This window comes from Sphingopyxis sp. CCNWLW2, assembly GCF_037095755.1.
Lineage (GTDB): Bacteria > Pseudomonadota > Alphaproteobacteria > Sphingomonadales > Sphingomonadaceae > Sphingopyxis.
This window is the reverse complement of sequence record NZ_JBAWKJ010000002.1, coordinates 108,362-127,941: the sequence shown is the minus strand read 5'-3', so window position 1 is coordinate 127,941 and position 19,580 is coordinate 108,362. Positions and strand designations below refer to the sequence as shown.

General features: G+C 65.8%; 20 protein-coding genes. 15 read left to right on the top strand and 5 right to left on the bottom strand.

The window, feature by feature from the left end; genetic code table 11:
- Positions 1 to 5 precede the first annotated feature (5 nt).
- The 13 genes from V8J55_RS11760 to V8J55_RS11700 are packed head-to-tail and all read left to right on the top strand — an operon-like array spanning position 6 to position 12,116.
- Entirely contained in the window at positions 6 to 911 is a 906-nt protein-coding gene (locus tag V8J55_RS11760) for a CoA transferase subunit A (protein ID WP_336445845.1), read from the top strand.
- A gap of 10 nt (positions 912 to 921) precedes the next feature.
- Positions 922 to 1,722 carry a CoA-transferase subunit beta gene (locus tag V8J55_RS11755; RefSeq protein ID WP_336445844.1) on the top strand — a complete coding sequence of 267 codons (801 nt, stop codon included), beginning with the start codon at positions 922 to 924 and terminating at the stop codon, positions 1,720 to 1,722.
- 2 nt (positions 1,723 to 1,724) lie between these two features.
- Complete coding sequence (locus V8J55_RS11750) at positions 1,725 to 2,621, top strand: enoyl-CoA hydratase (protein ID WP_037514907.1); 897 nt, start codon at positions 1,725 to 1,727, stop codon at positions 2,619 to 2,621.
- Between the two features lie 4 nt (positions 2,622 to 2,625).
- The gene (locus tag V8J55_RS11745) at positions 2,626 to 3,693 is read left to right on the top strand and encodes an NAD(P)H-dependent flavin oxidoreductase (protein WP_336445843.1); all 1,068 of its coding nucleotides are present in this window, start codon (positions 2,626 to 2,628) and stop codon (positions 3,691 to 3,693) included.
- A gap of 4 nt (positions 3,694 to 3,697) precedes the next feature.
- The gene (locus V8J55_RS11740) at positions 3,698 to 4,447 is read left to right on the top strand and encodes an enoyl-CoA hydratase family protein (RefSeq protein ID WP_336445842.1); all 750 of its coding nucleotides are present in this window, start codon (positions 3,698 to 3,700) and stop codon (positions 4,445 to 4,447) included.
- Complete coding sequence (locus tag V8J55_RS11735) at positions 4,447 to 5,610, top strand: acyl-CoA dehydrogenase family protein (RefSeq protein WP_336445841.1); 1,164 nt, start codon at positions 4,447 to 4,449, stop codon at positions 5,608 to 5,610. The genes V8J55_RS11740 and V8J55_RS11735 overlap by 1 nt, the downstream gene beginning before the upstream one ends.
- Complete coding sequence (locus V8J55_RS11730) at positions 5,610 to 6,542, top strand: acyl-CoA dehydrogenase family protein (RefSeq protein WP_336445840.1); 933 nt, start codon at positions 5,610 to 5,612, stop codon at positions 6,540 to 6,542. The genes V8J55_RS11735 and V8J55_RS11730 overlap by 1 nt, the downstream gene beginning before the upstream one ends.
- A gap of 9 nt (positions 6,543 to 6,551) precedes the next feature.
- On the top strand, positions 6,552 to 7,703 hold the full coding sequence (locus V8J55_RS11725; protein WP_336445839.1) for an acetyl-CoA C-acetyltransferase: 1,152 nt from the start codon (positions 6,552 to 6,554) through the stop codon (positions 7,701 to 7,703).
- The gene (locus V8J55_RS11720; RefSeq protein ID WP_336445838.1) at positions 7,703 to 8,605 is read left to right on the top strand and encodes an SDR family oxidoreductase; all 903 of its coding nucleotides are present in this window, start codon (positions 7,703 to 7,705) and stop codon (positions 8,603 to 8,605) included. Before V8J55_RS11725 ends, V8J55_RS11720 begins: the two co-directional genes overlap by 1 nt.
- A gap of 1 nt (position 8,606) precedes the next feature.
- On the top strand, positions 8,607 to 9,683 hold the full coding sequence (locus tag V8J55_RS11715; protein ID WP_336445837.1) for an acyl-CoA dehydrogenase family protein: 1,077 nt from the start codon (positions 8,607 to 8,609) through the stop codon (positions 9,681 to 9,683).
- On the top strand, positions 9,680 to 10,861 hold the full coding sequence (locus V8J55_RS11710; protein ID WP_336445836.1) for an acyl-CoA dehydrogenase family protein: 1,182 nt from the start codon (positions 9,680 to 9,682) through the stop codon (positions 10,859 to 10,861). The genes V8J55_RS11715 and V8J55_RS11710 overlap by 4 nt, the downstream gene beginning before the upstream one ends.
- An 11-nt stretch (positions 10,862 to 10,872) precedes the next feature.
- Positions 10,873 to 11,655 carry an SDR family oxidoreductase gene (locus tag V8J55_RS11705; RefSeq protein ID WP_336445835.1) on the top strand — a complete coding sequence of 261 codons (783 nt, stop codon included), beginning with the start codon at positions 10,873 to 10,875 and terminating at the stop codon, positions 11,653 to 11,655.
- The gene (locus tag V8J55_RS11700; protein WP_336445834.1) at positions 11,652 to 12,116 is read left to right on the top strand and encodes a MaoC family dehydratase; all 465 of its coding nucleotides are present in this window, start codon (positions 11,652 to 11,654) and stop codon (positions 12,114 to 12,116) included. The genes V8J55_RS11705 and V8J55_RS11700 overlap by 4 nt, the downstream gene beginning before the upstream one ends.
- Before the next feature lie 80 nt (positions 12,117 to 12,196).
- Here V8J55_RS11700 and V8J55_RS11695 read toward each other — a convergent pair whose 3' ends face one another.
- The gene (locus tag V8J55_RS11695; RefSeq protein WP_336445833.1) at positions 12,197 to 12,997 is read right to left on the bottom strand and encodes a LytTR family DNA-binding domain-containing protein; all 801 of its coding nucleotides are present in this window, start codon (positions 12,995 to 12,997) and stop codon (positions 12,197 to 12,199) included.
- A 72-nt stretch (positions 12,998 to 13,069) separates the two neighbouring features.
- On the opposite strand from V8J55_RS11695, the gene V8J55_RS11690 reads away from it, so the two are divergent.
- The gene (locus tag V8J55_RS11690) at positions 13,070 to 13,528 is read left to right on the top strand and encodes a hypothetical protein (protein ID WP_336445832.1); all 459 of its coding nucleotides are present in this window, start codon (positions 13,070 to 13,072) and stop codon (positions 13,526 to 13,528) included.
- Between the two features lie 83 nt (positions 13,529 to 13,611).
- Here V8J55_RS11690 and V8J55_RS11685 read toward each other — a convergent pair whose 3' ends face one another.
- Entirely contained in the window at positions 13,612 to 15,171 is a 1,560-nt protein-coding gene (locus V8J55_RS11685) for a FadD3 family acyl-CoA ligase (protein WP_336445831.1), read from the bottom strand.
- 225 nt (positions 15,172 to 15,396) lie between these two features.
- Between V8J55_RS11685 and V8J55_RS11680 the strand changes: the two genes are divergently transcribed.
- Positions 15,397 to 16,539, top strand: a complete 1,143-nt coding sequence (locus V8J55_RS11680; RefSeq protein ID WP_336445830.1) for a helix-turn-helix transcriptional regulator — start codon at positions 15,397 to 15,399, stop codon at positions 16,537 to 16,539.
- An 18-nt stretch (positions 16,540 to 16,557) separates the two neighbouring features.
- On the opposite strand, the gene V8J55_RS11675 is transcribed toward V8J55_RS11680, so the two are convergent.
- The 3 genes from V8J55_RS11675 to V8J55_RS11665 are packed head-to-tail and all read right to left on the bottom strand — an operon-like array spanning position 16,558 to position 19,558.
- Positions 16,558 to 17,895 (bottom strand): MFS transporter, encoded by a 1,338-nt coding sequence (locus tag V8J55_RS11675; RefSeq protein ID WP_336445829.1) that lies wholly within the window; start codon positions 17,893 to 17,895, stop codon positions 16,558 to 16,560.
- Positions 17,889 to 18,758, bottom strand: a complete 870-nt coding sequence (locus V8J55_RS11670) for an SDR family NAD(P)-dependent oxidoreductase (RefSeq protein ID WP_336445828.1) — start codon at positions 18,756 to 18,758, stop codon at positions 17,889 to 17,891. Before V8J55_RS11670 ends, V8J55_RS11675 begins: the two co-directional genes overlap by 7 nt.
- On the bottom strand, positions 18,758 to 19,558 hold the full coding sequence (locus V8J55_RS11665) for an acetoacetate decarboxylase family protein (RefSeq protein WP_336445827.1): 801 nt from the start codon (positions 19,556 to 19,558) through the stop codon (positions 18,758 to 18,760). The genes V8J55_RS11670 and V8J55_RS11665 overlap by 1 nt, the downstream gene beginning before the upstream one ends.
- Between the last annotated feature and the right edge of the window lie 22 nt (positions 19,559 to 19,580).

Below are 19,580 nucleotides of genomic sequence, written 5' to 3'. Positions count from 1 at the left end.
CCCTCGTGCCCGACGCCTATGGGCTGGAGAGTGGATTGAACAAGCAACTGACCATCGAGCAGTTCGTCGCCTCGCTGAAGAGCGGGATGACGATCGGGATTGGAGGCTGGGGCCCGCGCCGCAAGCCCATGGCGCTGGTTCGCGCGATCCTGCGTTCGGACCTGACCGACCTGACGATCGTCGCCTATGGCGGTCCCGAGGTCGGCATGCTGTGCGCCGCGGGCAAGGTGAAGAAGGTCATCTTCGGCTTCGTCTCGATGGACGCGATCCCACTCGAGCCTTACTTCCGCAAGGCCCGCGAAGCCGGCGGGCTCGACATTCTCGAACTTGACGAAGGCATGCTGCAATGGGGCTTGAAGGCCGCGGCGTTCCGCTTGCCCTTCCTGCCCACCCATGTCGGGCTTGGCACAGACGTGATGACGCATGGCGGCTTCAAGACCGTCCAGTCCCCGTATGACGACGGCGAGGTGCTGCTCGCCATGCCCGCGCTCAAGCTCGACGCGGCGCTGCTCCATGTCCACCGCGCCGACAAGCTCGGCAATATCCAGGCGCTCGGCCCCGATACCTATTATGACGAATGGTTCGCGCGCGCCGCGGACCGCACCTTCGTCTCGGCCGAAGAGGTCGTCGAGCGGATGGACCACAGCTATCCCGAGGATGCACGCGCCAACATCGTCGAGCGCTGCTTCATCCACGGCGTCGTCGAGGCCCCGCTCGGCGCGCATCCGACCTCTATGCCGCCTTCCTACGGCTGGGATATGAAGCACCTCAAATCCTATGCCGATAGCGCGCGCGAGGACGGCGGCTGGGACGCCTATCTCGCCGAAACCATCGGCGCCGATGAGGCGGGCTATCTGGGCCGCGTCGGCGGCAAGGACGCCATTTCCGCCCTCCCCCTTCCCATTTTCTGAGGCGGACGCCATGACCACCGCACCCGACTTCACCCTTTGCGAACAGCTCATCGTCGCCGCCTCCGAGGCGTGGCGCGCCAATGGCGAACTCGTCGCGACCGGCATCGGCCCCGCGCCGCGCCTCGCCGCCGGCCTCGCCAAGCTGACGCACACCCCCGAACTGATGATGACCGACGGCGAAGCCTGGCTGGTCGAAGACCCCGTGCCGCTCGGCCCGCGCGGCTACGACGATCGAAAGGCCGCGGGCTACCTGCCCTTTTCGCGCTTTTTCGACGCCGCGGTCTGGTCCGGCAAGCGCCACGCGATGGTGACGCCGAGCCAGATCGACCGCTTCGGACAAACGAACATCTCCTACCTCGGCGGCACTTACGATCAGCCGAAGGTGCAGATGCTCGGCGCGCGCGGCTTTCCAGGCAACAGCATCTGCCACATCAATTCGATGTTCGTGCCGGCGCATTCGAAGCGCGTCTTCGTCGAGGGCGAGGTCGATATGGTGTCGAGCGTCGGCTATAACCCGGCGCGCCGCACCCCCGGCGTCAATTTCAGCCGTGTCGACCTGCGGCTGATCGTCACCGGCCTCTGCGTCATGGATTTCGGCGGCACAGACAATGCGATCCGCGTCGTGATGCTGCACCCCGGCGTGACCTTCGAGCAGGTGCAGGACGCGACCGGCTTCGCGCTCGAAGCCGCCGCCGAGATCAAGACCACCCCCGCCCCGACCGCCGAGCAACTCGCGATCATCGCGCGGCTCGACCCGCACAATCTGCGGGCGAGCGTGCTCAAGGACAATCCTGCAGGCAAGAGGAACTGAGCATGACCGAGATCGTCCCGCGCCAGCCGCAACAGCCGGTGTATGAAACCGACACCCCCGTCCGCTATGAAGTCGACGGCCCCGTCGCGTGGATCATCATGGACCGGCCGCAGTTCAACAACGCGCAGAACAGCCAGATGACCTATGCGCTCGACGCCGCCTTCCAGCGCGCGACCGACGATGATGCAATCAAGGTCATCGTGCTCGGCGGCGACGGCAAGCATTTCAGCGCCGGGCACGACATCGGCACGCCGGGGCGCGACCATCTGGTGCCCTTCGACCGCAAATTGATGTTCGGCGATCACACGACCCGGCCCGGCGCCGAGCTGCTCTATACCCGCGAGCAAGAAGTTTACCTGGGGATGTGCCGCCGCTGGCGCGACATTCCCAAGCCGACGATCGCGATGGTGCAGGGCGCGTGCATCGCCGGCGGGCTGATGCTGGCATGGGTGTGCGACCTGATCGTCGCCAGCGACGATGCCTTCTTCCAGGACCCCGTCAACCGCATGGGAATCCCGGGGGTCGAATATTTCGCGCATGGCTTCGAACTGCCGCCGCGTATCGCCAAGGGCTTTTTGCTGCTCGGCGAACGCATGCCCGCGGCGCGCGCCTATCAATTCGGCATGGTCAATGAAATGGTCCCGCGCGCCGAACTCAAGGACAAGGTGTCGGCAATGGCGCACGAACTCGCGACCCGCCCGCGGCTTGGCAATTGGCTGACCAAGCAGGCGCTCAACCATGTCGAGGATCTGCGCGGCAAGCGCACGGCGATGGATGCGGTGTTCCACATGCATCATTTCGCGCATGCGCAGAACGATCTGGTCAGCGGAAATTCGCTCGGCGGGCTCGACGGCGCGGCGATGGCCAAGGCGAACAAGAAGGCCGCGGGCGAAGGCTGATATTGTGACCGACGCGCTGACCACCCCGCTGACCCAGGCACTCGGATGCCGCCTGCCCGTGATCCAGACCGCGATGGGCTGGATCGCGACGCCTGAGCTGGTCGCGGCATCGAGCAATGCCGGGGCGTTCGGCTTTCTCGCGGGTGCGGTGATGACCCCCGCCGAACTCGCCAACGCGATCGCGCGGCTGCGCGACCTCACCCCGCACCGCTTCGGCGTCAATTTTCACAGTTTCCAGCCTGGCGCGGCGGCGATCGTCGATCTGATCGTCGCGAACAGCGATCGCGTCGGCGCGGTCAGTTTCGGGCGCGGTCCCGACGCGAAAATGATCGGCCGGTTCAAGGACGCCGGGATCCTCTGCATCCCCACCGTCGGCGCAGTCAAACATGCAGAGAAGATGGTCCAGCTGGGGTGTGAGATGATCACCGTGCAGGGCGGCGAAGGCGGCGGGCATACCGGCGCGGTCGCGACGACCGTGCTGCTGCCGCAGGTGCTCGATGCGGTCGAGGTGCCGGTCGTCGCGGCGGGCGGCTTTGCCGACGGACGCGGGCTCGCGGCGGCGCTGGCCTATGGCGCAGCGGGCATCGCGATGGGAACGCGCTTCCTGATGACCAGCGACAGCCCTATCCCCGACCGTTCGAAATCGGCCTATGTCCGCGCGGGCACCGGCGACATCATCGTGTCGACCAAGATCGACGGCATTCCGCAGCGGATGATCCTGACCCCCGCGATGCGACGCATCGAGGCGTCGGGCAAGCTCGCCATGTGGAAACGCGCGATCGAGGCGGGGCTGGCTATGAAGCGTCAGACCGGCGCCAGCTTTGGCGAACTGCTGCGCGCCGCGCGCGGCATGACCAGCCACGGCAATCTGTCGCTGCCGCAGGCGATGATGGCCGCGGCGGCGCCGATGCTGATCCAGAAAGCGGTCGTGGACGGCGACACCGAAAACGGCCTGCTCGCGACCGGGCTTGTCGGCGGGCGCCTCGGCGACCTGCCGAGCTGCGCCGATCTTCTGACTTCGATCGAAAAGGATGCGCGCGCCCGCCTGGCCGCGCTGCGAGGACTGGACTGAACCCATGCCGATACATTGCACCATCAAGGACCGGATCGCCGAAATCGTCTTCGACGTCCCGCCGGTCAACGCCTTCGACAGCGAAACCTGGATGGCGATCCCCGCGATCGTCACCGCGGCGGCGAGCAATCCCGATGTAAATTGCGTGCTGATCCGCGCCGAGGGCAAGGGTTTTTGCGGCGGGGTCGATATCAAGGAGATGCAGGCGCATCCCGAACGCATCACCCTCCTCAATCGCGGCAATTACCTGACCTTCAAGGCGATCCGTAGCGCCGAGGTGCCGGTGATCAGCGCCGTGCACAAGTTCGTGATCGGCGGCGGTATCGGCATTTGCGGCGCCAGCGACAGCATCATCGCCGCCGACGACGCCTATTTCTCGCTGCCCGAGGTCGATCGCGGCGCGATGGGCGGGGCTTCGCACCTTTCACGCATGTTGCCGCTGCACAAGGTGCGCGCGGCCTTTTTCACCGGCGGCACGATCCCCGCCGAGGAAGCCTGGCGGCTGGGCGCGATCGAGAAGGTCGTGCCGCGCGCCGACCTCGAATCCGAAGCCCGCGCCTTTTGCGCGGTCATCGCTTCGAAATCGCGCAAGGCGCTCGTCATCGCCAAGGAGGCGCTGAACGGCCTCGAGGAACGCGACGTCGACCGCGGATACCGCTGGGAACAGGGTTTCACGCTGGAAATGTATATGCACGAAGACAGTCAGAAATCGCGCGATGCCTTTGTCGAAACGGGCAAGGCGGCCAAATTCTGATGGATCTCGCCTACACAACTGAACAACGGGCTTTCCGCGCCGAGGTGCGCGCGTGGATGGACGCGCATGTACCCAAGGAGCCGCTGGTCACGCTCGAATGCCGCGAAGGCTTTGACCAGCATGTCGTGTGGGAACGCACGCTCGCGAGCGGAAACTGGGGCATGGTCACCTGGCCCGAGGCTTATGGCGGGCGCGGGCTCGACCTGATCCAGTGGCTGATCTTCGAGGAAGAATATTTCCGCGCTGGCGGCCCCAATCGCGCCAACCAGAATGGCATTTTCCTGCTCGGTCCGACGATCATGGAATTCGGCACGCCCGAACAAAAGGCGCGCTTCCTGACCCCGATGGCGAAGGGTGAGACGATGTGGGCGCAGGCCTGGTCCGAACCCGGCGCCGGGTCGGACATGGCGGCGATCACCAGCAAGGCGGTGCGCGACGGCGATCATTATGTGATCAGCGGCCAGAAAACCTGGTCGAGCCGCGCCGCCTTCGCCGACTGGGGCTTCGGCATTTTCCGCACCGAAGAGGGCAGCAAGCGCCACAAGGGGCTGAGCTTCATCCTGTTCGACCTGAATAGCCCCGGCATCACCCGCCGCCCGATCCGCCAGCTGCACGGCGACACCGGCTTTGCCGAGCTCTTCTTCGACGAGGTGCGCGTGCCCGTCGAAAACCGCATCGCGGGCGAAGGCGAGGGCTGGAAGGTCGCGATGGCGACCGCGGGGTTCGAACGCGGGCTGATGCTGCGCTCGCCCGGCCGGTTTCAGGCGACCGCGAAGCGGCTGGTCGAGCTTTATCGCGAGCACGAAGCCGAAGCCGCGCCATCGGCGCGCGAGGCGGTGATGACCGCGTGGATGCAGGCGCAGGCCTATGCCTATAACACCTATGCCGTCGCCGCGAAGATCATGGCGGGTGGGTCGATCGGGGCCGAGGCGAGCCTCAACAAGATTTTCTGGTCCGAACTCGACCGCGCGATGCACCGCACCGCGATGCAATTGCTGGGCGCCGCCGCCGAGCTCCGCCGTTTCGACGACGGCCGCATGAACCAGTGGCTGGAGGGTTATATCTTCTCGCTATCGGGTCCGATCTATGCCGGGTCGAACGAAATCCAGCGCAATATCACCGCCGAACGATTGCTCGATTTGCCCAGAGTGGGAGCGGGCTGATGGAATTTCTGCTGAACGAAGACCAGCTCGCGCTGGCCGAAACCGTCCGCGACTATCTCGCGGGAACACATGGGCCCGACGTGCTGCGCCGGCTCGATGCGGGCGACAATCGCGATCCCGCGATCTGGCAGGGTCTCGTCGACATGGGGCTAACCGGCCTGCTGGTTCCCGAGGAGCATGGCGGGCTCGGCCTTGGCCTTGTCGATGCGACTTTGATCGCGCGCGAATGCGGACGCGCCTGTGTTGCCGAGCCGCTCGTCGACACCGCCTTTGTCGCAGTGCCGTGGCTGTTGGCGCAGGGTGAGACCGCACAAATGGCCGCAATCGTCGCGGGAACCGCGAAGCCGTCAATCGCGCATGCGATCAACCCGTGGGTCAGCGATGGCGAAGGCGCAGCGCTCGACAGCATCGACCCGTTGCGCAATCTGACCCGGCCTGTCGGCGCGCCGTCTTCGGACCAGCTGCTAGCTGATCTCGGCGCGCTGATGGCCGCGGCGCAGCTTGTCGGGCTGGCCGAGGCGATGCTCGACCAGTCGGCGGCCTATGCTAAAATCCGCACCCAATTCGGCCAGCCAATCGGTGCGTTTCAGGCGGTGAAGCACCAACTCGCCACCGCGGCGGTCGCCATCGAATTCGCCAAGCCGGTTCTCTGGCGCGCGGCGCAGGCACTCGCCGATGGCCTGCCCAGCGCACCCGTCCATATCAGCCACGCCAAGATCGCCGCGACCGACGCCGCGATCCAGATGGCCGAAACCGCGATCCAGGTCCATGGCGCGATGGGCTACACCTATGAGGTCGACCTGCATTTCTGGATGAAGCGCAGCTGGGCGCTCGCGGGGGCGTGGGGCAGCCGCGCATTTCATCTCAAACGCATCGACGACGCCGTGATCGGCGGGGGGCTGGCGATCGGCCCCGACCAAACATTCGCATAAGGAAATCTGATGGCCGAAGCTTATATCATCGATGCGGTACGCACGCCGATCGGACGCAAGAAGGGCAGCCTTGCCGCCGTCCATCCCGCCGATCTTGGCGCGCATCCGATCAAGGCACTGATCGCGCGCACCGGGATCGACGCGGGGGCGGTCGACGATGTCGTCTGGGGCTGCTGCGACACAATCGGGCCGCAGGCGGGCGACATCGGGCGCACCGTCTGGCTCGTCGCCGGGATGCCGCAGCATGTCCCCGGCACAACGGTCGACCGCCAGTGCGGATCGTCGCAGCAGGCGCTGCATTTCGCGGCGCAGGGCGTGATGAGCGGGACGCAGGATCTGGTCGTCGCGGGTGGATCGCAGGCGATGAATGCCATCCCGATCAGTGCGGCGATGTATGCGGGTGAACCCCATGGTTTCACCAACCCGTTCAACACCTCGCCCGGCTGGATCGCGCGCTATGGCGACGGGCTGCTCAACCAGATCAACTCGGCCGAAATGATCGCCGACAAATGGGGCCTCAGCCGCGCCGAGATGGAGGAATTCGCCTTCGCATCGCACCAGCGCGCGCAGGCCGCGACCGATGCCGGCTGGTTCGCCAATGAAATCGCGCCACTCGAAGGGCTGGCGCAGGACGAGACGATCCGCCCCGGAACGACGCGCGAAGGGCTGGCCGAACTGCGGCTGATTCAGGAGGGCGGCAAGATCACCGCGGGCATCTCCAGCCAGAATTGCGACGGCGCCGCCGCAATGCTGATCGCGTCGGAGGCGGCGGTGAAGGACCATGGACTGACCCCGCGCGCGCGCATCCACCATCTGTCGGTGCGCGCCGACGATCCGGTGTGGATGCTCACCGCGCCGATCCCCGCGACGCAATATGCGCTGGCAAAGGCGGGGATGACCGTCGCCGACATCGACCTGTTCGAATGCAATGAAGCCTTCGCCAGCGTGCCGATGGCGTGGATGAAGGAACTCGGCATCCCGCATGAAAAGGTCAATGTCCACGGCGGCGCGATCGCGCTCGGCCACCCGCTCGGCGCGACCGGCGCGCGACTGATGACGACGATGCTCAATGCGCTTGAGCGTACCGGCGGTCGCTATGGTCTGCAGACCATGTGCGAAGGCGGCGGTCAGGCCAATGTCACGATAATCGAGAGGCTGTAATGACACTTTGCGAAGGACGGACCGTCATCATCACCGGCGCGGCGCGCGGGCTCGGGCGCTCCTATGCGCTCGCCTTCGCCGCCGAAGGCGCCAATGTCGTCGTCAATGACATCGGCACCAGCCTTGCGGGCGAAGGCCGCGACACGTCGGCGGCCGACGGTGTGGTCGCCGAGATCAAGGCGGCGGGCGGCAACGCCATCGCCAATTATGAGGACATCACCGACTGGGATGCCGCCAAGCGCATCGTCGACGCCGCGGTCGCGGCGTTCGGCGACTTGCACGTCGTCGTCAATAATGCCGGTATCGTGCGCGATCGCATGTTCGTCTCCGCGACCCCCGAAGAGTGGGACGCAACGATGCATGTCCATCTGCGCGGCCACTTCTGTGTCAGCCGCCACGCGGTCGATTATTGGCGCGCGCAGCAGAAAGCGGGCAACCCCGTCGATGGCCGCATCATCAATACCACCAGCGGCGCGGGGCTCCAGGGCTCGATCGCACAGGCGGCCTATTCGACTGCCAAGGGCGGCATCGCCGCGCTGACTTTGGTGCAGGCGGCCGAGCTTGGCCGCTATGGGATCACCGCCAATGCGCTCGCCCCCGCGGCGCGCACGCGGATGACCGAGGGCGCGTTTGCCGACAAGATGGCCGCGGTCGAAACCGGCTTCGACGTACAGGACCCCGACAATATCGCGCCCACGGTCGTATGGCTCGGCTCCGAACAATCGAAGCATGTGACGGGCTGCGTTTTCGAACTGGAAGGCGGACGCATCACGATCGAGGATGGCTGGAAACTCGGCCCGACGGTCGACAAGCAGGAAAAATGGGCACCCGCTGATGTCGGCGATGCGGTCGACAAGCTGCTCGCTGTCCGCAGCGAACCGCGCAAGGTCTGGGGCAGCTGAGATGCATTTCGCCTTCACCGACGAACAGGCGATGATTGCCGAGACGGCGAAGACATTCTTTGCGGAGAATGCGACGAGCGAACGCACGCGTGCGGCGATGGCCGACACGGGTGTCGACAAGCCGCTGTGGCAGGCTTTCACCGGCGAACTCGGACTCGCCGGCGTCGCGATTCCCGAGGCACTCGGCGGCGTCGGGCTCGGCATGGTCGAGCTTGCGATCCTGGCCGAGGAAGGGGGGCGGCACACCGCGGCGCTGCCGCTGCTCGCCAGCCTTGGGCTTGCCGCCCCCGCGATCCTTGCGGGCGGCACCGACGAGCAGAAGGCGCGGCTCCTACCCCGCCTCGCGTCGGGCGATCTCGTGGCAAGCTTCGCCGCGGTGAATATGGGTGGAACGCCGGGCGCGACGCTCAGCGACGGGACGCTAACCGGCGCCGCGCTCCTCGTGCCGCACGGTGCCAGCGCAGGCCTGTTCGTGGTCGCGGCCGACAATGGCGTCGCGATCGTCGAGCGCGGCGCCCTCGGGCTCGGCATCACCCCGCTTACCAGCATGGACCAGACGCGTCCCTATGCCCGGCTCGATTTCGGCGGGGTCGCCGTCGAAACGCTCGCCGATCCGCGCGCCGCCGTCCACGCCGCCCTCACCACCGGGTGGCTCGCCATCGCCGCCGATGCGTTGGGCGGGGCGCAGGCGTGTCTCGACCGGACGGTCGCCTATACGCAGGAACGCATCCAGTTTGGCCGGTCGATCGGCAGTTTCCAGGCAGTCAAGCACCGGATGGCGGACATGATGGTCGCGATCGAGCAGACGCGCTCGGCGGTCTATTGGGCCGCCTGCGCGATCGACGAAGGGTCGGACGAAGCACCGTTCGCGGTCCACGCCGCCAAGGCGTTCGCTTGCGATACCTATAGCCACTGCGCGGGCGAGATGATCCAGCTCCACGGCGGCATCGGTTTCACCTGGGAGCATGACGCGCATCTCTATTTCAAGCGCGCGCGCAGCAACGCGAGCCTGCTCGGCACCCCCGACTGGCACCGCGAACAGGTGGCGGGGCTTGCCGGATTGGACGAAGCAGCATGAAGCTCGGATTTTCCCCTGAGGAAGAAGCCTTCCGCGCCGAAGCCGCCGCATGGCTCAAGGCCGAGCTGGAAGGCCCCTTCACCGACGTGCGCGGGCTCACCAGCCTGACCGAAATGCCCGAACGCCGCCGCGCCTGGGAGCGCCGGCTGGGTGAAGCGGGCTGGAGTTGCGTCGGCTGGCCCAAGGTCTATGGCGGGCGCGATGCGACGCTCGCGCAGCAGGTCATCTTCGCCGAGGAATATGCGCGCGCGGGCGCCCCGCCCCGGCTCAACCATATCGGCATCGAACTCGCCGGCCCGACCATCCTCGCCTTCGGCACTGAGGAGCAAAAGGCGCGCTTTCTCCCCGCGATCGCACGCGGCGAAGAAATCTGGTGCCAGGGCTATTCGGAGCCCGGCGCCGGCTCCGACCTTGCCAATGTCCGCACCCGCGCATGGCGCGACGGCGACGACTGGGTGATCGAGGGGCAGAAGGTCTGGACCAGCCTCGCGCAATTTTCCGACTGGATTTTCGTGATCGCGCGCACCGAGGAGGGATCGAAGGGCCCCAAGGGACTCTCTTTCCTGCTCGTCCCCGTCGACCAAAGCGGCGTCACTGTCCGTCCGATCCATCAGATCACCGGCGAGGCCGAGTTCAACGAGACGTTTTTCGACGGCGCGCACACCGACGCCGCCAACATCCTCGGCGCGCCCGGCGATGGCTGGACGGTCGCGATGGGGCTGCTCGGCTTTGAGCGCGGCGTCTCGACGCTTGCGCAGCAAATGGGCTTTCGCAACGAACTCGACGCGGTGATCGCCGCGGCGCGCGCCAATGGTGAGGCGAAAAACCCGCTCATCCGCCAGCGCATCGCCAAGGCCGAGATCGGCCTGAAGCTGATGCGCTATGGCGCGCTGCGCATGCTCACCGATGCCGAGGACGGCAAGCTCAACCCGTCGGCGCTCACCTACAAGATTCAGTGGGCGACATGGCGCCGCGATCTCGGCGAGCTTGCAATGGACGTGCTGGGACAGGCGGGCGAGACCGTCGCGGGGCACGAATACGCCTTCCCCGCGCTGCCCAACCTGTTCCTCTATAGCCGTGCCGACACGATCTATGGCGGCACGAACGAAATTCAGCGCAACATCATCGCCGAGCGCGCGCTGGGGCTACCCCGCGAACCGCGCGGCGACCTCAAGTAAAGGAACGAAGCGTGGCACGACCCGCCCCCGAATATCCGACCCCGACCGGCCTTCTGAAGGGCAAGACCGTGCTGATCACCGCCGCCGCGGGCAGCGGCATCGGCGGCGCGGTCGCGCAGCGCGCCGCGGAGGAAGGCGCAACGCTCTTCCTCTCGGACATGCACGAACGCCGGCTCGGCGAGACCGCCGACCGGATCGAGGGATTGGGCTTCGCACGACCCGGCACACTCGTCTGCGACGTCACCAACGAGGAGCAGGTGCAGGCGCTGGTCGCCGCGGCGATCGCGGGCATGGGCCATATCGATGTCCTCATCAACAATGCCGGGCTCGGCGGCGCGGCTTCGGTCGTCGAAATGACCGACGACCAGTGGCACAAGGTGCTCGACGTGACCTTGACCAGCGTCTTCCGCATGACACGCGCGATCCTGCCGCACATGTACGAGCGCCAGAAGGGCGCGATCGTCAACAACGCCTCGGTGCTCGGCTGGCGCGCGCAAAAGCTGCAGGCGCATTATGCCGCGGCGAAAGCCGGCGTCATGGCCTTCACGCGCTGTTCGGCGCTCGAAGCCGCCGAGCACGGCGTCCGCATCAACGCGGTCTCGCCGAGCCTCGCGATGCACGCTTCGCTCTCCAAGGTGACCCCGCCAGGGCTGCTCGAGGAGTTGACCGAGAAGGAGGCTTTTGGCCGCTATGCCGAGCCGTGGGAGATCGCGAACGTGATGATCTTCCTAGCCAGCGGGCTTTCCTCCTACATGACAGGTGAAGTTCTCGCGGTGTCGAGCCAGCAGGCATGAGCGCGCGCATCTTCGAGACCCCCGCAGCGCTGCTCGATGCGGTGGGCGAAAACTTCGGCCCGACCGACTGGCTCGCGATCGAGCAGGACCGCATCGACCTGTTCGCCAAGGCCACCGACGATCATCAGTGGATTCACGTCGATCCCGAGCGCGCGAAGGACGGTCCCTTCGGCGGCACGATCGCGCACGGTTATCTGACGATGAGCCTCGTCAACCGCTTCCTCCCCGAACTGGTCGAGGTGCGTAGCGTTTCGATGGGGGTCAATGTCGGCACCGACAATCTGCGTTTTCTGAGCCCCGTCCGGTCGGGCAGCCGCATCCGTGGGTGTGGCGAGCTCGTCAAGGCCGAAGAAGCGAAGGGCGGCATCCAGGCGGTGGTCCGGGTGACGGTGGAAATCGAGGGGGCCGAGAAGCCCGCCTGCGTCGTCGACACGATCAGCCGGTTTTATCCGGAAGGATAGCTTCTGCGCCTTTGACAGAGGTCCGCAATGTCGTCGAAAATTGACGATTCGGCCCGGAAAAGCACGCCGGCTTGAGGTAGTTAATCGGTCAAAACTGTCCGCGCGGCCGGCAAATATGTCCTGCTGATCGGAACGGCCGTGTCATCAACCAGCCGGGCGATTGCTCGTCCGGGCGCTCTTTCCAACGCGCGAACGCCGTCTTTGGCCACCCACCAGCTACGATGCACGCGAAGGCCCAGCCGGGGATCGATGATCGCCGCCGCGTCCGCCAGCCGCATCAGGATCAGTGCCGAGCCGTGGAGCGTGTGCACGCGCACATAATGATCCTCGGCTTCCAGTGCGAGAATGTCCCGGCGTAAAGCCGCCGGAAGCTTCGACACGAACTCGCGCGGGTATTCGGGGGGCGCGGCTGGCTTTTCCACGGGTGCGGCCACAGTCATCGGATCGTCCGGCGATATGACGCGGGCGATCAGCAGCTGGACGAGCGCCACGTAGGGAAATAACGCGAGCAGTTGAACGGGACTGAACATTCTGCCCGGTCGGACCACCCCCATGGCCCACGCCACGAAGAAGGTCATGGGCACCGCGGATGCGGCTGCTACTGCGATGATCCGTGTTGCCGTTCTCGTGCCCGGCGAACTGGACGAAAGGACTCGCTCCGCGGCAGCAGCGGCTCCAAAGCCGACGAGTGCGATGACCATCCAGAAAGGATATCGCACCTCTGGGCCGAGGGCGGTTTGCGATCCGAATGGCCCCGTCACTCCAAGCACCGCGCCAAAAGCCACCGCGCTGAGCGGCCCCCGCCACTTCCCCATCATTCGCCATTCACGCATCGCCAACTGCATCGGCCCACCAGTCACGAAATTGCGGAAGCTATTCACGATTTCCCCCATTGTCGACAGACATCGCGACCCGCCAACCAGCCAGCACGAAATGTTGACATGGAGAAAGCAATGAAACGGATTATCGCTGGCTTGGCATTGGCATCTGCAGCTGTTCCAGCGGCAGCAAGCGAGGCCGTAAATATGCGTTTTGAGTGCGGCGCGGGAGCCGCTACGGCGGGCAGCGTGGCTCCGAACCTCCACGGAAACTGGGATTTCCTGATGCATGTCGGGACAACGCCCAATTTCGGACTTTTGTCGATCGGCTTCGTCGAGGACGCTTATGGCGGATCGCTGTCGCTGTGGATGACGGCACCCGTCATACTGCGCAAAATCACCTTGACCGGCAACAGCTTCCACATGGCGGTCGCCTCCCGCGAAGGCGACGTGCTGTTCGACGGCACGCTCTCGGCCAAGGGCGACCGGATGTGCGGAACCGTTACCTACCACGGCGGCCGCACCTTCCCGGCGGTAGCGCAGAAGCGGCCCTCAACCTACCAGTCGCAGCCTCAGGCTCAGCGGGATCGGTAGTCAGCTGAACGGGCGGGTGGGTAGCTGGCGAGAAAAGGGCCGCAATGGATCGCTAGCCGTCGCCCTGTCGCATCGGACGATGGCTACGCCCTCGGATCGCGCAGAAGGAACTTCTGCACCTTGCCCGCAGCGTTCATCGGCAGCGCGTCAAGGATTACCACCTGACGCGGCACCTTGTAATTCGCCATATTTTCGCGGCACCAGGCGACGATCTCTTCGGGGGTGGCGCCCGCGCCGGGGCGCAGGACGACATAGGCCTTAGGCACTTCGCCCAGCCGTTCGTCGGGCACGCCGATCACCGCCGACTGCATGACCGCAGGATTGGCGGCGAGCAGTCCTTCGATTTCGGCCGGATAGGCGTTGAAGCCGCCGACGATGAAGATGTCCTTGGCGCGGTCGGTGATCTTCACATTGCCGCGTGCGTCCTGCACCGCAATGTCGCCGGTGCGCAGCCAGCCTTCGCTATCGACCGCCGCCGCGGTCGCCGCCGGATCGTTGAAATAGCCCTGCATCACATTGGGCCCGCGCACGAGCAGTTCGCCCGCCTCGCCCGGCGCCACTATCTCGCCAGTCTCGTTGGCAAGCTTGACCTCGATCCCGGCGAGCGGGCGGCCCGCGGTGTTGGCAATCGTCACAGCGTCGTCGCCGACGCTACACATCGTCACGACGCCGCAGGTTTCGGTGAGGCCATAGGCGGTGAGCACGACATCGATACCGAGCTTGCCGCGCATTTCCTCGATCAGGGTGACCGGCACCGACGCGGCGCCGGTGATCGACACGCGCAGCGACGAAATATCATGGTCGCGATAAGGACCCGCGAGCAGGCTCTGGAAGATCGTCGGCGGGCCGGGGAGCAGCGTCACCCGTTCGCGCTCGATCCGTTCGAGCACGCTGTCGGTCTGGAACACGGCGTGGGGCAGCACGGTCACCCCGCGCATCAGCGCGACCAGCCAGCCGGCCTTGTAGCCGAAGCTGTGGAAAAACGGGTTGATGATCAGGAAATTGTCGCCCGGCCCATAGGTCAGCGTCTCGCCATAAGCGAGGTACAGGCGGACATTTTGCCCATGCGTCGTCACGGCGCCCTTTGGATTGCCTGTGGTGCCCGAGGTGAAGAGGATGTCGCAGACCTGAGCCTCGCCCAGCGCATCCATCCGCGCGGCGACCGCGGCATCGGAAAGCGCCGCGCCGCGATCGAGGAAGGTCTGCCACGCCATGCCACCCTTGTCGCCGTCCATCAGGACGATCCCGCGCAGATCGGGCAGATCCTCGTCCGCGATCAGTTCGGGATAGGCGGTGCCGAGAAAATCGGAGACGGTGAACAGCAGCTTGGCACCGCTGGTGCGCAGGATATAACCCGCCTCGCGTCCCTTCAGCCGCGTGTTAAGCGGCACGATCGCGGCGCCCGCCGCCTGCGCGCCGATTGCGGCGATGATCCAGCCAATCGCATTGGGCGCCCAGATCGCGACCCGGTCCCCCGCCACGATTCCTGCCGCGACAAAGCCCTTTGCTGCGGCGCGCACCAGCGGTTCGAGATCGCGATAACGAACCTCGGTCCCGTCCTCGCCCCGGATCGCGACGGCATCGCCCTGCGCGCGCGCCGCGGCGAAGATTTTATGGGGTATCGTGAACTTGGCTTCGGCCACGGCAGATCGTCTCCTGCGCCGAGCATCCATGGACAGGCCGTCCATTGCCCGATCGATTTGCTCCCCGCTGCGTTACGCGCGGGTGCTGCTGCGACAACCCCTATTCGGGGGGCGCGCGATTTGCGCACCGCCTCTTGCCGCTCGGGTCCGGACAGGTCATTGCGGGATCGAGACCGACTCCCCAGCTTACCGGGTGGCGGGACGCGAACAGGAAGCGAAGCCGGAATGCGGATCGGAAAACCTCTGGCCGAAGTCGATGAACTGGTGACCCTGCTTTACCGCGGGCCGCTCGAAGCGACGCCGTGGCTGGGCTTCCTCGAAGCGCTGAGCCGGCGGATGCGCTGCGCGAGCGCGGCGATCACCTTGCGGCTCAGCCGGCAGGGCACGCCGCCGCTGATCATCTGGGGGCCGCCTCCGGTGATCGACGAGCGCGAGGCGCGGCGGATTCATGCGGTCCATGCCGAGCTCGGCGACCTCGACCCCTTGCGCAACGCGCTGACCAAAGCCGGCGACATCTTCCGGCTGAGCGAAGTGATCTCGCCCGAAGATCTTCGCGGCAATCGCTTCTATCGCGAGATATTGCAGCCCTATGGCATCGAATATCAGCTTGGCATGTATATTTCCGAACCCGGCGGATGGGAGGGCAATGTCGGCCTGACCAATGGCCCGGGCGAAGAGGATTTCACCGACGACGACAAGGCGGTGCTGCTCGCGCTCCGCCCGCATCTCGAACAGTCACTCGCCCTCTTCTCGCGCATCCGCCGCGACGAGACCGAGCTGCAGGTGATGATCGACACGCTCGACCGGCTGACGCTCTGCACCTTCATCCTCGATGGTGCAGGGCGCATCCTGCGCACCAACAGCGCCGGCCGCGCGCTGATCAAGTCGAGCACCGCGCTGCGCGCCGCCGACGACCGGCTCGTGCTCGCGAGCAAGACGGGCAACGCGCAGCTCCAGCAACTGGTCGGCAAGGCTGTCGCGGCGCGCCGCGATGGCGGCAGCTTCGCCGAAGGACTACGTATCGAGGCGGATATCGACCGGCATTTCGGGGTACTCGTGCGCTCGATCGAGACGCCCTCGCGCTACAGCAACGAGGCGGGGCCGGCCGCGGTGGTCTATGTCTCGGGGCTTGACAATAACCAGCCGCTCGAAAGACTGGTCAGCCAGATCTTCGACCTCACGCCGTCCGAAGCGCATCTCGCGGCGCTGCTCGCGACCGGGCTCAGCCTCGCCGAAGCGGCGGCAAGGCTGGAGCTCACCGAAAATACCGTGCGCAGCTATTGCAAGACGATCCTCAGCAAGACGGGAGTCAGCCGGCAGGCCGATCTCGTCCGCCTTATCCTGCGCAGCGTCGCTGTTCTCGGCTGACGGCCCCGGTGGCGCGCGTCAGCCTTCGACCGCGCGGCGATAGTGCGGCAGGGCGACAAGGAGCAGGGCCACGATCAGCGGCAGCACGACCGCACCGGCAATCGCGATAGAATAGCCCAGCGCCGCCTGGTCGCCGAAACCGAAATCGGTGATCGCGGCGATGACGCTGGCGCCCAGCCCCATCCCCACCAGATTGACGCACAAGAGCGAGATCGCGGTGACCTGGCCGCGCAGCTGATTGGGCGTCACATCCTGGATCGCGGTCAGCATCACGCCTTGCGACGCCTGACCGATCAGCGTGCCGATCGCCATCATCGTCAGCGACAGAAAGGCGGTCGGCATCAGCGGCGCGACGATCAGCGGAACGCCTTTCAGCACGGTGGCGATCAGCACGACGCGCATATTGGCGTCCGCCCGGCCACCCTGCATCAACCGTCCAGCGAGCCAGCCGCCGGAGAGCGTGCCGATGGTGCCGCAGGTCAGCATGATCATGCCGTAGGACATCCCCACCTCGGCCGGGCTCATGCCATAGCTGCGGATCAGGAATGTCGGGAACCACAGCGCGGTGCCGATCGCCAGAAGTGCGATCAGGGCGAGCGAACCGATCAGCGAACCGAACAGCGCCCAGCGCTCGGAAATATAGTCGAACCCTTCGCGCAGGCTGCTTTGCACCGACAGGTTCGCCGCCAGCTCCTGCCGCGCCGGCTCGCGGATCGTCATCATCAGTGCGGCGACGATCAATCCGGGCGCCGCAACGCACAAGAACACCATCTGCCACGGTTCGAAACTGCCGAGCCATGGCAATGTTGTGCCGCCTGCCTTGGTGAAACGCGCGAGCAGCCAGCCGCCGATCAACAACGCCAGGCCGCCTCCGATCGGATAGCCGATCGCATAGAAGCTGATCGCCAGCGCCCGTCGTCGCCGCTCGAAGTAATCGCTGATCAGCGAATAGGCGGTCGGGCTAAGCGTCGCCTCGCCCACCCCGACGCCGACGCGCGCGAGGAAGAGCCCGATGAAGCTGCTGGTAAAGCCGCAGGCGGCGGTCATCGCCGACCAGAACAGCACCCCCCAGACGATCAGCGTCGCGCGCCTTTTGGTGCGATCGACAAAGCGGCCGATCGGCAGCGCGGCGATGCTGTAGAGCAAGGAAAAGGCAAAGCCCTGAAGCAGGCTGATTTCGAAATCGCTGAGGTTCAGGTCGCGCTGGATCGGTTCGACCATCAGCGTCAGCACGCGGGCATCGATCGCGCTGAAGCAATAGCCAACGAACAGGATCGCGACGACCAGCCAGCGGTAGACGCCGCGAGAGGGCGCAGCGCCTACCGCCGGCTCTTCGGTCACCGCGGCGGTCACCATGCCGACGGCGGGTCCCGCCGCGCCAAAATCTGTTCGGTTCGCGCGGCGATCAGCACATCATTCTCCTCGCTCTCGGGCAGCAGCCAAAACCGCCCCGCCCGGATGCCGTCGAGTGCGAAGGCGGATACTTCGGCGGGTTCGGTCAGCTTGAGCTTGAGCCCGGTCGTCCGTACCAGATCCTCCATCGTGCGATAGGCGACTTTGGTCTGGGCTTCATTCTCGACATAATCCGCCGGGCGGACTTCGCCCGACGCCATGATCGCGGTGTTGACCGTGTGCGGCCCCGGGAAGAGCGTGGCGGCGCGCAGCTTGCCGCCTTCACGCAGCAATTGCTGGTGCAACACTTCGGAGATGCTGGTCACCGCCGCCTTGGTGGCGGCATAGATCGGCGTGTTGGGAAGCGAACGCAGCCCGCCGTTGGTCGAGCTGGTGTTGACGACCACGCCCTCCTGCCCCGCCTCGATCATCCGCGGCACAAAGGCCGCGATCCCGTGGACGACGCCGAGCACATTGACGTCGATCCCCCAACGCCAGTCGCTCAGCGGAAGCGTCCACAGCTTGCGCTGCGCCTCGCCCAAGCCGACGCCGGCATTGTTGAACAGGATATGCACCGTCTCGAACTGGCCAAAGACCTGATCCGCCAGCGCCCGCACCGACGCTTCCTTGGTGACGTCGCAGGCGATCGCAAGCACCTGCCCCGAACCCAGCGCGTCAATCTCTTCGCGCACGGCTTCAAGCCGCGCCGGATCGATATCGGCAATCACCACATGCGCGCCGGCGCGGGCGAGGTCGGCGCACAGACATTTGCCAACCCCGCTTGCGCCACCCGTTACGACCGCCACCCGGCCGGTAAAATCGTCCATCAGGCGGCCTTCCGCTCGCCGGCTTCGATGCCGACATTGCGCGGATCGTCGTGCCGCCCGACCCAGTGCGGCGCGATCCATTCGCCCGGCACCTTGCGCAGCAGCGTGCCGCCGGTCGCGGTCCCGCCTTCGACATATTGCATGTCGACGATGCGGCGCACGGGGATGTCGGCGAGCGGATCAAAGGCCGAATCGCGCAAGGTGATCGTCCCCGTCATCGCCCGGCGGGAATCGTAATTGCGTTCCCAGTTGAGGCGGGTGAGGAAAACGTCGCCGTCGAACTGGCCCGGCGTGTCGATCGACGGCATGCCCTTGTAGCAGAAAAGATGCTCTTCGAATTTCAGCGGCTGGTCGATCGCTTCGCCGATCGTGCCTTCGATTTCGAAATAGGCGATGCCGTGGCGCGAGCAGGTCGCGCGCAGATGGTCGCCATTGCGCTCGAAATGCGTCTCGGCGATCTTCTTCGGCTCGCCGAAACGCTCGCGACCCGAGGTGACGACGGTTTCGCCCTCCATCGCCATGTGGAAGCAATAGGCCCCCGGCGCGCCTTCATGCGTGCAATTGACGCCGACGGTCAGCGCGCCAATCTCGACCGTATCGGTTTCGGTGACATGCATCGCCACATGCACCATCTGCAGCCAGATTTCGGGCTTTGCGGTCGCGACGAGCGGCTGCGGCAGCAGCGCCGCGATGATTTCGGGATCGGTCTCATATGTCGCGCGAATCCCGTAGACGGTGTTGCGCAACATGCCTGGCGCACGGGTTTCGACGGGACCCTGAACATAACGCAATCTGGACATCGCAATTCTCCCTATGGCGCCC